This is a genomic window from Clostridium sp. AF28-12, from assembly GCF_003435225.1.
Taxonomy (GTDB): Bacteria; Bacillota; Clostridia; order Lachnospirales; family Lachnospiraceae; genus Pilosibacter; species Pilosibacter fragilis.
Map to the genome: position 1 here is coordinate 85506 of NZ_QWGJ01000004.1, position 13342 is coordinate 98847.

Below are 13342 nucleotides of genomic sequence, written 5' to 3' on the forward strand. Positions count from 1 at the left end.
GTTTCGATCTTGAATAAGTCTGGGACAGGAAGTGGGAGAGTTCTTACCAAGGAAAGAAAAGGAAAAAGCCCGTGGAAGCATGTTTTCACGGGCTTTTGCTTTTGTTGAAGAGTTTTGTTAAAATTCGCGGTTATGGGTGATAATACCAAACTTACTTTCTGTACAGGTATTTCGGCACCCCGTTCTCCATCACGCGCTTCGGCTCGCCCTGGATCAGCGGGAGAGCGTAAGCTGAGAAGTCATCGGTGATATCGTTTCCTGCCGCGTTGATCCATTCCTTTGGGAATTTCTTTTCCTGATTGCAGATGAGGCTTACATCCTCCGGTGTGCAGTGCATCTTGTACGGCATGTCGGAGTCACGCTTGAAGGCGATCATCTTCTTTGTCTCCCCGGCGAGAACTGCCTTCACACCGGCAGCGCCTGCCATGGCAGCTTCCTCGATATCCGTCTCAGATACCATCATGCCGCTGCAGCGCTGGTTGACATTTAACTCGATGGAGCGGACTTTCACGCCGAACTTGTCGCGGACAAAGCTTTCCAAAACCTCACCGCAGCCGGTGAGCATCTTGTGACCGAAGGAATCGAGCTTCGCTGCGTCGGAGTACTCGCAGACAAAGGTGCCGCCCTCATCGGCAATTCCCTCGGAGACGCAGACAACGAGGTTCGGGGATTTCTTGAATGCAGCGTCCAGGTCATTATAGAACTGCTCTAAGGAGAACGGAGTCTCCGGGAGGTAGATAAGGCATGGGTTGTCGCCCTCATATTTTCTTGCAAGCCTGGAAGCAGCGGTGAGCCATCCTGCGTGGCGTCCCATGATCTCGACGATGGTGACGGATCTCTGCTGATAGACGGAGGCGTCGAGGACGATCTCGCGGACGGTGGAGGCAACATACTTTGCGGCGCTTCCGAAGCCCGGTGTGTGGTCGGTGAGGACAAGATCGTTGTCGATGGTCTTCGGGATTCCGATGAATTTCACATCGCTTCCAATCTTCTCCGCATAGCGGGAGAGCTTGTCCACGGTATCCATGGAGTCGTTTCCGCCCACATAGAGGAAGTATCCGATGTTCATCTCACGGAAGTTATCGAAGATCGCAGGGTAAACTTCACTGTCTAAATCTGCCGGAAGTTTATAACGGCAGGAACCAAGGTATGCGGCCGGAGTGAGCTTTAAGAGCTCAAGTTCCTTGTCAGAGAGGTCCGTGGAAAGGTCCATCACATGGTCAGCGAGGAATCCCTCGATTCCGTTGATCATTCCGAGAACATGTCCGTCCGCGCCGGATTCCCTGAATGCTTTTACCGCACCATAAAGGCTCGCGTTGATGACGGCGGTAGGTCCGCCGGACTGTCCGATTACAAGATTTTTCATGATTTCTGTATTCTCCAATCTGAATGTATTCCGTAAGCTTATTATAAAAAAATGTGTATGGAAAATCAATGATGAATGTATAAAAACGGAAAAACGGGCAATCCTATGACCAGTACAAAAGAAAAAGATTAATACTTATCCTCCCCTTTTTAGTACCCTGTTCGCTGCCCCTATAGAGACAGCGGGCGGGGTACTTTTTGAATGAAAATCAGAAAAAAGGAGAAGATAAAAGGCGGGAAGCGCAGAAAAAACTTTTGCGTTCAAAATATTTGAATGGAAAGCTTGACAAAGCCCGCGGAAAGGATTACTATCAAAAGCAGCAATATAGTTATGAAAACTACATGATACGGAATGTAGAAACGAAATAAACAGGAAAGGAAACCAGAAACGATGAGCAAAAAAGGATGGAAAGCCGGAGCAGTTCTGGCAGCCGGAGCTGGAATCACAGCGGTACTCGCGGCGAAGAAGCGCGGAAACATGGAAATGGATAAGATGAAAAAGACTTCCCATGGAAGCAGATCCGATTACCGCAACACAGAACTCGGAAAACATGATAAGAACAGCAAGGGAATCTACTACACAAACGGAAACTACGAAGCGTTCGCCCGCCCGGAGAAGCCGGCGGGAATCGAGGAGAAGTCCGCGTACCTTGTGGGAAGCGGTCTCGCATCCCTGGCAGCGGCATGCTTTCTCGTCCGCGATGCCCAGATGCCGGGAAAGAACATCCACATCTTAGAGGCCATGGATATCGCCGGAGGTGCCTGCGACGGAATCGATGATCCGACAAGAGGATATGTGATGCGCGGCGGCCGCGAAATGGAGGATCATTTCGAGTGCCTCTGGGATCTGTTCCACAGCATCCCGTCCCTGGAGGTTCCAGGCGCGTCCGTTCTCGATGAGTATTACTGGTTAAACAAGCATGACCCGAACTATTCTCTCTGTCGTGCCACAGAGCGCCGCGGCGAGGATGCCCATACGGACGGAAAGTTTGGTCTGAGCCAGAAGGGCAGTATGGAGATCATGAAGCTCTTCTTCACGAAGGATGAGGATCTCTATGACAAAACCATCGAGGATGTGTTCGATGATGAGGTATTCGGCTCCCAATTCTGGCTTTACTGGAGAACCATGTTCGCCTTTGAAAACTGGCACAGCGCCCTGGAGATGAAGCGGTACTTCCAGAGATTTATCCACCATATCGGCGGCCTTCCGGACTTCTCCGCTCTGAAATTCACCCGCTACAACCAGTACGAATCCCTGATTCTGCCGATGCAGAAATACCTGGAGGCGGCAGGCGTGGAGTTTCGGTTCGGCACAGAGGTCACAAACGTCCGCTTTGAGATCACGGACGGAAAGAAGACGGCCCGCGCTATCGAGTGCCGCACGAAGAACGGGGACACGGAGATCCCGCTGACGGAAAAGGACCTTGTGTTTATCACAAACGGAAGCTGTACAGAAGGGACGATCTACGGTGACCAGAACCATGCGCCGGTGGGTGACGCGGAAGTGAGAAGCAGCGGCTGCTGGAGCCTCTGGAAGAAAATTGCAGCCCAGGATCCGTCCTTCGGTCATCCGGAAAAATTCTGCTCCGATATCGAGAAGACGAACTGGGAGTCTGCGACGGTCACCACCGCAAATGAAGAGATCATCGACCAGATCAAGAAAATCTGCAAGCGCGACCCGAGGACAGGCAAAGTTGTTACCGGCGGTATCGTGAGCTGCCGCGATTCCAAGTGGCTTTTGAGCTGGACCATCAACCGCCAGGGACAGTTCAAGAATCAGAAGAAGGACGAGGTGTGTGTATGGGTATACAGCCTGTTCACCGATGTCCCGGGCGACTATGTGAAGAAACCCATGAAGGAGTGTACCGGTAAGGAGATCACCGCCGAGTGGCTGTATCATCTCGGAATCCCGGTGGAGGACATCGGGAGACTGGCAGGAGAAGAGTGCAACTGCACGCCGACCATGATGCCATATATCACAGCGTTCTTTATGCCGAGAGCTGCCGGAGACCGCCCGGATGTAATTCCGGACGGATCTGTAAACGCCGCCTTCCTCGGACAGTTTGCAGAGACTCCGAGAGATACGATCTTTACCACAGAGTATTCTGTCCGTACCGCCATGGAGGCAGTATACGGACTCTGTGGAGTGGACCGCGGTGTGCCGGAGGTATGGGGCAGTGTCTATGATGTGAGAGAGCTCTTAGACAGCACGGTGAAGCTCATGGACGGAAAGTCCCCGCTTGAGATGAAGCTTCCGATGCCGTTTGAAATGTTGAAAAAGCCGCTGCTCAGAAAGATCGATAAGACGATCGTTGGAAAACTTCTGCGTGATCACGATGTTTTGAAGGATTGGATGCTGTAGAGACGCGGCGCGCAGATAAAATAGATATATGAGAATATGATGAAAATGCCGGAAATGGGGAACTGCCTGTTTCCGGTATTTTTATGCCCAAATATGCCGAAATTTTTTGCAAGAGGGGGAGATCCGCTGTACGTTCTGTTTTCTTCCGCTTTGTTTTAAGAATTCGTAAGGGAAAAGAAATGGATTCCCCGGAGCATGTGCGATAAGATAAGGCTATAAAAAGGAATAATCCTGATACAGGAAAATTTCGGCTGCAAAGGGAAACAGAATGTGAATGCTGCATGTCATCGGCAAATAAAATCGAATGGTTATAAAAATTGATAAAGGGAGGAAACAGTATGAGAAAATATGGTCTATATCTCCTGATCGCAATGAGTCTCATGACCGGCTGTCAGAAAAAAGATATAGTGACGGTGGATACAGCGGCGGAGACGACACAGGAGAGCGGTGAGACTGGATCCACAGCGGAACGTGAGCCGGAGAGTGCGGTGGAGAGCATATCGGGCACTGATCAAAATGGGAATACGGGCGCGGATGCCCAGACGGACCGCTTCACCCTGATCCCTATCGCGGTAAGCGGGGAATATGACGGGGAATGGGATGACACAGACCAGACTCCAATCATCACATCGCGCTGCGACAAGGTCTATGTACAGGGGGACGGATATGATGCGCTGAAGCAGTCGCTCATTTTCCTGAATAAAAACCTGGTCAGCCAGAATAAAGAGGAGTATGCCTCCTATAAAAAAGAAGCTGAGGATATGCGGAACAATTACCCGGATATGAAGCAGTCATATGTCTGCAATTATGAATTTAATCCGGTCCGCTTCGACCATACGGTCGTCAGTATGTACTGGCTGAAATATTATGATCTGGGAGGCGCGCATCCAAGCTCTGTGACGGAATACCACAATTTCGATACGCAGACAGGAAAAGAGCTGGAACTTTGCGATGTAGTAAAAGATCTTCCGGGATTCCGGAAATATGTGGAGGAGGAGCTTTCTGACCAGAAGGAGGAGAAGGAATTATTCGAAGATTATGAAATGACTGTGGACAGTCTGTTTGCGGGGACGGATGGATATGGGCCACTGGGATGGTGCATCACAAAAACAGGTGTGTGCATTCATTTTGATCAGTATGTTATCGCCTCATATGCGGCAGGAGCTGTTGAAGTGGAGGTTCCGTTTGCCGGAAATGAAGCGATGTTCCAGACAGACTATATAGGGAAAGCTTCAGAAGGCTGGGCAGAAAAGATCAGTCCATGGGAGACTGTGACGTATGAGCACGAGGAAAACGATACTTCTGTGAGTTATCATTTTGATGATGCCGCAGACGGGTATGACGCGAGAAATATCACGATCGAGCGGGAACAGGGTGGAAAGAAGAAAGAATTCACGATGGAACTCTATGGACAGCCCCAGTACGGCTGGATCGTCATGACAGATGACGGGCACCCATATCTCTACACGGAGATCCAGAGTGAGAATGACTGGAGGACCATGGAAGTCTTTGACCTGAAGGGAGAAGAGATCTGCCATGTTGGTACATCGAATGACAGTCCTCATGGCGCCCTGTTAAATGATCCGGATGGATTTTACCTTACCCGCAGAGTGGATGCCCTGGGAACATATGACGCTTACCGGAAATTCCATGTGGGTGAGAGCGGGATGCCGGTGGCAGAGAATGATGTGTATACAAAAGTCAATGTCTGCGATTCAAAGGAGGATGAGGCGGCGCTGGTATCCACGAGGGAGCTTCCGGTGACAGTCTTCGACGCGGATGGCAGCGGGAAAGAGGAAAAGCTTCCTGCCGGAACAAAGTATTATGTCCGGGCAACGGATCTGGAAAGTTTTGTGGACATGGAGCTTTCCGATGGACGCAGATGCCGTCTGGCGGTGGGAAAGTCGGATAAAGGCTGGGGATTCGAGATCGACGGGGTGTATGAAGAGGATTGTTTTGAATTTATCCCGTATGCTGGATAAAAAGAATGTGTCATGGTGAATTTCCACACCGAACGCGCTCGCCTGCTGTAATCTGCAACTTTTCGCGAACACGCATTCAGGAATGGGCGGAATCCGGGAAAAACGTCGAAATGCATTGACAAAACATATCCTCATGTTAAAATGGACTTATATGACGATTTGTAGCTGTGAAAATACCAGGCAGTTACGATTATTTGAAATACAGGAGGGGGAACCAATGAAGTTTTTCATTGATACAGCCAATGTGGATGAAATCCGCAAAGCAAATGACATGGGAGTGATCTGCGGAGTTACAACAAATCCGTCCCTGATCGCAAAAGAAGGAAAAGATTATGTTGAGACTTTAAAAGAGATCGCTTCTATCGTAGACGGACCGATCAGCGGTGAGGTAAAGGCAACAACAACTGACGCGGAGGGAATGATCGCGGAGGGCCGCGAGATCGCGAAGATCCACCCGAATATGGTCGTTAAGATCCCGATGACGGTGGAAGGCTTAAAGGCGACAAAAGTGCTTTCTTCCGAAGGCATCAAGGTGAATGTGACCCTGATCTTCTCCGCCAACCAGGCACTTCTTGCAGCCAGAGCAGGCGCAGCTTATGTGTCCCCGTTCGTAGGACGTCTCGATGATATCTCCCAGCCAGGTATCGATCTCATCGACACTGTTGCAGAGATCTTCGCTCTCCATGATATCGAGACAGAGATCATCGCGGCAAGCGTACGACACACCATGCATGTAACAGAGTGTGCACTTGCAGGCGCTGATATCGCGACGGTTCCGTATAAAGTAATCGAGCAGATGACACATCACCCGTTAACTGACCAGGGAATTGAGAAATTCCGTAAAGACTATGAAGCAGTTTTCGGCAAATAAGGGAAATTCATGAGGACGCCTCCGGGCGTCCTTTTTTTGCGCGCTTTTCTGTGATAAAGAGGTAGTGAAAAGAATAGAAAACGTGGAAAATTGCAAAGGAAAAAATTAAATAATATAAAATATATAAACAATACAAACAACAATAAACAGAATATAAAGAGAAAGGAAACAAAAAAAAATGGAAACATCAGAAACAAAACAGAACAAGGCGGCATCTGTCGTTATCCAGACTGCGGTTATCCTGTTTGGTCTCACGGTCTACGCTGCGGGAGTCGTCCTCTTCATTCTGCCGTTGGACATGATCGCCGCGGGAACCACAGGACTTGGTCTTATGGCACAGCATTTCTTCGGGATCCCTCTTTCCGGCTTCGTGGCGGTCTTCAATATCGCCATGTTCGGTCTCGGCTGGCTGGAGTTGGGGAAAAAATTTGCGGCGACGACCCTGCTTGCGACATTTTATTACCCGTTCATCCTTGACCGCCTGACCGCCCTGGCGGGAGACTTCGTATTCACAACGGATCCCATGCTCTGTGCCATCTTTGCTGGGATCATGATCGGATTCGCTCTGGGGTTCGTGATCCGCTCCGGTGCCTCCACCGGCGGCATGGACATCCCTCCGCTTGTCCTGCAGAAACGCTTTAAGGTTCCGGTATCTGTGTCCATGTACGTTTTCGATGTGGCGATCCTCTTATCCCAGCTTTTGTTCCGCGACCGGGAAAAGATCCTCTACGGGATTATCATGGTCATGGTCTACACCGTGATCTTGGACAAGATGCTCATGATGGGCAAAAAGCAGGTACAGGCGAAGATCATCAGCGAGAAATACGAGGAGATCAATATCGCAGTGCAGGAACAGCTTGACCGTGGAACCACATTATTCCAGATCGAGGGCGGGCACTTAAGAAAGACGTCCATGGCCGTCGTCACCGTAGTTTCCGGCAGGGAACTTCAGAAATTAAACCGCATCGTGATGGACATCGATCCGGAAGCATTCATGGTGGTTCACCAGGTCGGAGAAGTCCGCGGGCGGGGCTTTACTGAGATGAAACGTCATCTGCAAGCAGAAGGTTTAAAAAATTAACTGCATCACGAGACAGGCATTAGAAAAAAAGTTTCTTAAATTTTTCTGACGAAAAGGGATAAAAATGTTGCTAAGGCGGGGAAAAACTCCTTGAATTTTGCATCAAATCCGTTTATTATTACACTAGGCAGAAATTTGATTTTCGTCAATTTAAGGAATAATGGAGGACAGCAAAATGACAAAAACGTCGGCAATCAACAGAATTCATGAATTGCTTGATGACAACAGCTTTGTTGAGGTTGGTGCTTATATTACTGCCAGAAGCACTGATTACAACATGCAGTCTCAGGAAACCCCTGCAGATGGTGTTGTTACCGGTTATGGTACTATCAATGGCGCTCTCGTCTATGTGTACAGCCAGGACGCGTCCGTAATGGGCGGATCCATCGGCGAAATGCACGCAGAGAAGATCGAGAAGCTCTATAGTATGGCTATGAAAATGGGCGCACCCATTGTTGGTCTGGTTGACTGTGCAGGATTCAGACTCCAGGAAAGCATGGATGCCCTGGACGGCTTCGGCAAACTTTATGTCTGCCAGGCAATGGCATCCGGTGTGATCCCGCAGATCCAGGCTGTGTTTGGAAACTGCGGCGGCGGAATGGCTGTGGCATCTGAAATGGCTGATTTCACATTTATGGAACAGGACGCAAAAATGTTTGTGAATGCTCCGTTTGTAATCGCTGAGAACGATGCTGATAATTCCAGCGCTGAGTATCAGGCAAAAGAGACAGGAAACGTATGCGCGACTGGCTCCGAGAAAGAAATTTTCACAGAGATCAGAAACCTTGTTTCCATCCTTCCGGCTAACAACGAGGATGACATGTCTTACAGCGAATGTGAGGATGACTTAAACAGAATCTGCACAGATATCGAGAACTGCGCAGGCGATACATCCATCGCACTGTCCATGATCTCTGATGACAGCTTCTACATGGAAATGAAGAAGGACTACGCACCGGAGATGGTAACGGCATTTATCCGCTTAAACGGAGCTACCGTTGGCTGTGTTGCAAATCGCAGCGAAGTTTATACAGACGGCGAGAAGACTGCTACTTATGACGCAGCCCTTACCGCAGCAGGATGTGAGAAAGCAGTAGCATTTGTAAACTTCTGCAACGCTTTCGAGATCCCGGTACTTACACTCGTCAATGTAGATGGTTACAAGAACTGCAAATGCAACGAGAAGAAGATCGCGAAGGCGGCAGCACGCCTGACCTACGCATTCGCAAACGCTGACGTTCCGAAGGTAACTGTCGTTGTCGGCAAGGCAAACGGAACAGCAGGTCTTACCATGAACAGCAAGTCCATCGGTTCTGACATTGTATACGCATGGAAGAACGCGAAGATCGGTGTCATGGAAGCAGTACCGGCTGTGAAGATCATGTATGCTGACGAGATCACAAAGGCTGACAATGCGGCAGCCCTGATCAATGAAAAAGCAGCACAGTATAATGAGATGCAGGCAAGCGCACTTGCGGCAGCAAAGAGAGGATATGTAGACGATATCATCGAGGCTTCCGAGACAAGACAGCGTGTAGCTGCTGCATTTGAGATGCTGTTCACAAAAAGAGAGGATCGTCCGTCCAAAAAGCACGGAACGATCTAATATGAGGTGGCTGAAATATGAAACAGAGAATTAGAAGAATCTGGCTTGCACTCTGCATGGCAGTTTGCCTCTTCGCGCTTGCAGGATGCTCTGCAGCCGTTGACACCGCTGAAACGATCGATCCGCAGATCGAAATGGCGATGCAGTCCGGCTCCCAGCAGTACCTGGATCTGTTCAACCAGATGGATGACGCTTCCATCGAACAGGCCCTTGCAACAAGCGTAAAGAACAAAGATACTGTTATGGAGAATGCGTTAAAATCCTGGGATTCCATTAAGGATGACCTTGGCGCGTTCGTTTCCAGCGAGACAGCAGTCGTTACAAAAAGTGATGACGGCTATGTCGCAAGAATGAACACTGTTTACGAGAAGAGAGCGATGGAATTCACTCTGATCGCAGACGAGGACCTCAACAAGGTTGAGACAATTTCCTTCTCTCCGGTTTACACAACAGGCGAGAAGATGGCGAAAGCCGGAATGAATACCTTAATGGGTATGGGCGTTGTATTCGCAGTCCTGATCTTCATCAGCTGGCTGATCAGCATGTTCAAATACATCAACGTATTTGAGGCAAAGATGAAGGCAAAGAAGGCTGCAGCAGCACCGGCACCGGCGGCAGCACCGCAGGCAGCACCGGCAGCTCCGGCTCCGGCACCGGCAGCAGCACCGGCTGAGGAGGAGAACCTCACCGACGACACAGAGCTCGTTTCCGTGATTACAGCAGCGATTGCAGCTTACGAGGGAAAAGAGACTGTTGACAACGGACTTGTAGTCCGCTCCATCAAACGTGTTTCTAACAGAAACTGGAATTAATATTATCAGGAGGAAATCACAATGAAAAATTATACAATCACAGTAAACGGTAATGTATATGAAGTAACAGTAGAAGAGGGCTTCACAGGCGCAGCTTCCACACCGAAGGCAGCAGCACCGGCACCGAAGGCAGCACCGGCACCGGCAGCAGCTCCGAAGGCAGCACCGGCACCGGCTGCAGCTCCGGCAGCTCCGGCTGGCGCAGCAGGCGCAGTAGCAGTTACAGCTCCGATGCCGGGTAAGATCCTTGGCGTTAAGGCATCTGCAGGTCAGGCTGTTAAGAGAGGCCAGGTTCTCCTGATCCTTGAAGCTATGAAGATGGAGAACGAGATCGTTGCGCCGCAGGACGGCACTGTTGCAACAATCAATGTTGCTGTTGGTGATTCCGTAGAGCCGGGTGCTACACTCGCTACATTAAACTAATTTTCTGCTGACTGCAGATTCCACATGGAGGGATTAACATGGAATACATTCAAAATACACTTTTGAATCTTCTTCAGCAGACAGCATTCCTGAATTTAAGCGTAGGAAACCTGATCATGATCTTAGTTGCGTGTATCTTCCTTTACCTTGCGATCGGAAAAGGATTTGAGCCGCTTCTTCTTGTACCGATTTCCTTTGGTATGCTGCTTGTAAATATCTACCCGGATATTATGCTGAGCATTGAAGATTCTTCTAACGGAGTTGGAGGACTTCTTCACTACTTCTATTTACTGGATGAGTGGAGTATTCTTCCGTCCCTGATCTTCATGGGTGTAGGCGCGATGACAGACTTCGGTCCGCTGATCGCTAACCCGAAGAGCTTCCTTTTAGGCGCTGCCGCACAGTTCGGTATCTACGCCGCTTACTTTATGGCTATTTTCATGGGCTTCAATGACAAGGCAGCCGCAGCGATCTCCATCATCGGTGGTGCTGATGGCCCAACATCCATCTTTCTTGCAGGTACGCTTGGACAGACTGAGTTCATGGGACCGATCGCCGTAGCAGCTTACTCCTACATGGCTCTCGTTCCGATCATTCAGCCGCCGATCATGAAACTCTTAACAACGGAAGAAGAGAGAAAGATCAAGATGGAACAGCTTCGTCCGGTATCCAAACTTGAGAAGATCCTCTTCCCGGTTATCGTTACGATCGTAGTTTGTATGATCCTTCCGACAACAGCTCCGCTCGTTGGTATGCTTATGGTTGGTAACCTCTTCCGTGAGTCCGGCGTTGTTAAACAGTTACAGGAGACAGCTTCCAACGCTCTTATGTACATCGTTGTAATCGTTCTCGGTCTTTCCGTTGGCGCTACAACAAGTGCTGAGAGATTCTTAAAAGTTACAACTATCAAGATCGTTATCCTTGGACTTATCGCGTTCGCGTTCGGTACAGCAGCCGGCGTTATCTTTGGTAAGCTCATGTGCAAGGTAACTGGTGGTAAGGTTAATCCGTTAATCGGTTCTGCCGGAGTATCCGCAGTTCCGATGGCAGCCCGTGTATCCCAGAAGGTTGGTTCTGAGGCAGATCCGACAAACTTCCTTCTTATGCACGCAATGGGACCGAACGTAGCCGGCGTTATCGGTACAGCAGTTGCTGCAGGTACCTTCATGGCTATCTTCGGAGTTTAATTGGAACCGAAACTTTTAATATAGGGAGGTCTGCCCGGGCAGATCTCCCGGTAGGAGGATAATAAAATGGCAGAAGTTCAGAAAAAGCCGGTTAAGATCGTTGAGACCGTTCTTCGTGATGCGCATCAGTCTCTCCTTGCAACAAGAATGACGACTGATCAGATGCTTCCGATCGTTGACAAAATGGATAAAGTTGGCTACCACGCAGTAGAATGCTGGGGCGGCGCTACTTTTGATGCCTGCCTGCGTTTCCTGAAGGAAGATCCGTGGGAGAGACTCAGAAAACTGAGAGCTGGATTCAAGAACACGAAGCTCCAGATGCTGTTCCGTGGTCAGAATATCCTTGGATACAATCATTATGCAGATGATGTGGTTGAGTACTTTGTACAGAAATCCATCGCAAATGGTATTGATATTATCCGTATTTTTGACTGCCTGAATGATATCAGAAACCTTGAGACTGCCGTTAAGGCAACAAAAAAGGAAGGCGGACATGCCCAGATCGCCCTTTGCTATACATTAGGCGATGCGTATACACTTGATTACTGGAAGAATATCGCTTCCGAGATCGAGAGCATGGGCGCTGATTCCCTCTGCATCAAGGATATGGCAGGTCTGTTAACTCCGTATGCGGCTACTGAGCTTGTTACGGCATTAAAACAGGGTACAAAGCTGCCGATCGACCTGCACACGCACTATACCTCCGGTGTTGCTTCCATGACATATTTAAAGGCTGTGGAAGCAGGCTGCGATATCATTGACTGCGCAATGTCTCCGCTGGCTCTCGGTACATCCCAGCCGGCAACTGAAGTTATGGTTGAGACATTCCGCGGCACCAAGTATGATACTGGCTATGACCAGAATCTGCTTGCAGAGATCACCGATTACTTCACACCGATCCGTGAGGAAGCTTTAAAGAGCGGCCTTCTGAACCCGAAGGTTCTCGGTGTAAACATCAAGACGCTCCAGTATCAGGTACCGGGCGGAATGCTTTCCAACCTTGTTTCCCAGTTAAAGGAAGCTGGCCAGGAAGACAAGTACCGCGCAGTGCTTGAGGAGATCCCGAGAGTAAGAAAAGACTTCGGTGAGCCGCCGCTTGTAACTCCGTCCTCCCAGATCGTTGGCACACAGGCTGTCATGAACGTTCTTGCCGGCGAGAGATATAAGATGGTTCCGAAGGAGTCCAAGAAGATCATGATGGGTGAATTTGGTAAGACGGTGAAACCGTTCAACAAAGAAGTCCAGAAGAAGATCATCGGCGATGCGACTCCGATCACCTGTCGTCCAGCAGATCTGATCGAGCCGCAGTTACCGAAATTCGAGAAGGAATGCGCACAGTGGAAGCAGCAGGATGAGGATGTATTATCCTATGCTCTGTTCCCGGCTGTAGCAAAAGACTTCTTCGAGTACCGTGAAGCCCAGCAGACGAAGGTTGACCAGAAGACTGCAGACAAAGCAAATAAAGCTTACCCGGTATAATTTTGCAGTAAATCTGAAGTGTAATTGACGAAAAAACATGAGGCTCGGCGTTTCCATGAGGAGATGCCGGGCTTTTGTGCTGTCATGCATTCGAAAGAAACTGGCGGTGGAAGCTTCTACAGGTTATAGTTTCTTTTTTAAGTTTTTATTAAGAAAATGCGGCAATATTTGGAA

The 13342-nt window shown here is 49.3% G+C and carries 11 protein-coding genes; 10 read left to right on the plus strand and 1 reads right to left on the minus strand.

Features of this window, described 5'->3' with window-relative positions; all coding sequences use genetic code 11:
• Window positions 1-151: 151 nt before the first annotated feature.
• Window positions 152-1366: a 6-phosphofructokinase gene (locus DWY93_RS05080; RefSeq protein ID WP_252196285.1), complete on the minus strand. Its 1215-nt coding sequence runs from the start codon at window positions 1364-1366 to the stop codon at window positions 152-154.
• A 197-nt stretch (window positions 1367-1563) separates the two neighbouring features.
• Here DWY93_RS05080 and DWY93_RS17100 point away from each other — a divergent pair, with 197 nt between their 5' ends.
• From DWY93_RS17100 to DWY93_RS05125, 10 genes are all read left to right on the plus strand, one after another.
• Window positions 1564-1734: a hypothetical protein gene (locus tag DWY93_RS17100; protein ID WP_181968494.1), complete on the plus strand. Its 171-nt coding sequence runs from the start codon at window positions 1564-1566 to the stop codon at window positions 1732-1734.
• A gap of 22 nt (window positions 1735-1756) precedes the next feature.
• The gene (locus tag DWY93_RS05085; RefSeq protein WP_117469848.1) at window positions 1757-3727 is read left to right on the plus strand and encodes an oleate hydratase; all 1971 of its coding nucleotides are present in this window, start codon (window positions 1757-1759) and stop codon (window positions 3725-3727) included.
• Between the two features lie 338 nt (window positions 3728-4065).
• On the plus strand, window positions 4066-5709 hold the full coding sequence (locus DWY93_RS05090) for a DUF3298 and DUF4163 domain-containing protein (protein WP_117469847.1): 1644 nt from the start codon (window positions 4066-4068) through the stop codon (window positions 5707-5709).
• 217 nt (window positions 5710-5926) lie between these two features.
• On the plus strand, window positions 5927-6580 hold the full coding sequence (gene fsa / locus DWY93_RS05095; protein ID WP_117469846.1) for a fructose-6-phosphate aldolase: 654 nt from the start codon (window positions 5927-5929) through the stop codon (window positions 6578-6580).
• A 178-nt stretch (window positions 6581-6758) separates the two neighbouring features.
• A complete protein-coding gene (locus DWY93_RS05100; RefSeq protein WP_117469845.1) occupies window positions 6759-7661 on the plus strand; it encodes a YitT family protein in 903 nt (300 codons plus the stop codon).
• Between the two features lie 175 nt (window positions 7662-7836).
• Window positions 7837-9267: a carboxyl transferase domain-containing protein gene (locus DWY93_RS05105; protein WP_242990531.1), complete on the plus strand. Its 1431-nt coding sequence runs from the start codon at window positions 7837-7839 to the stop codon at window positions 9265-9267.
• Window positions 9268-9284: 17 nt separating this feature from the next.
• Entirely contained in the window at window positions 9285-10079 is a 795-nt protein-coding gene (locus DWY93_RS05110; protein ID WP_117469843.1) for an OadG family transporter subunit, read from the plus strand.
• A gap of 21 nt (window positions 10080-10100) precedes the next feature.
• Window positions 10101-10502: a biotin/lipoyl-containing protein gene (locus tag DWY93_RS05115; protein ID WP_117469842.1), complete on the plus strand. Its 402-nt coding sequence runs from the start codon at window positions 10101-10103 to the stop codon at window positions 10500-10502.
• 38 nt (window positions 10503-10540) lie between these two features.
• A complete protein-coding gene (locus tag DWY93_RS05120; RefSeq protein WP_117469841.1) occupies window positions 10541-11689 on the plus strand; it encodes a sodium ion-translocating decarboxylase subunit beta in 1149 nt (382 codons plus the stop codon).
• Window positions 11690-11755: 66 nt separating this feature from the next.
• A complete protein-coding gene (locus DWY93_RS05125) occupies window positions 11756-13168 on the plus strand; it encodes an oxaloacetate decarboxylase subunit alpha (RefSeq protein ID WP_117469840.1) in 1413 nt (470 codons plus the stop codon).
• The last annotated feature ends 174 nt before the right edge of the window (window positions 13169-13342 follow it).

What these genes read in the sequence shown, in the direction of transcription:
- fsa (WP_117469846.1), top strand. Translation starts at nt 5,927, where the DNA reads ATGAAGTTTTTCATTGATACAGCCAATGTGGATGAAATCCGCAAAGCA.
- DWY93_RS05120 (WP_117469841.1), top strand. Translation starts at nt 10,541, where the DNA reads ATGGAATACATTCAAAATACACTTTTGAATCTTCTTCAGCAGACAGCA.
- DWY93_RS05080 (WP_252196285.1), bottom strand. Translation starts at nt 1,366, where the DNA reads ATGAAAAATCTTGTAATCGGACAGTCCGGCGGACCTACCGCCGTCATC.
- DWY93_RS05105 (WP_242990531.1), top strand. Translation starts at nt 7,837, where the DNA reads ATGACAAAAACGTCGGCAATCAACAGAATTCATGAATTGCTTGATGAC.
- DWY93_RS05100 (WP_117469845.1), top strand. Translation starts at nt 6,759, where the DNA reads ATGGAAACATCAGAAACAAAACAGAACAAGGCGGCATCTGTCGTTATC.
- DWY93_RS05090 (WP_117469847.1), top strand. Translation starts at nt 4,066, where the DNA reads ATGAGAAAATATGGTCTATATCTCCTGATCGCAATGAGTCTCATGACC.
- DWY93_RS05110 (WP_117469843.1), top strand. Translation starts at nt 9,285, where the DNA reads ATGAAACAGAGAATTAGAAGAATCTGGCTTGCACTCTGCATGGCAGTT.
- DWY93_RS05085 (WP_117469848.1), top strand. Translation starts at nt 1,757, where the DNA reads ATGAGCAAAAAAGGATGGAAAGCCGGAGCAGTTCTGGCAGCCGGAGCT.
- DWY93_RS05115 (WP_117469842.1), top strand. Translation starts at nt 10,101, where the DNA reads ATGAAAAATTATACAATCACAGTAAACGGTAATGTATATGAAGTAACA.
- DWY93_RS05125 (WP_117469840.1), top strand. Translation starts at nt 11,756, where the DNA reads ATGGCAGAAGTTCAGAAAAAGCCGGTTAAGATCGTTGAGACCGTTCTT.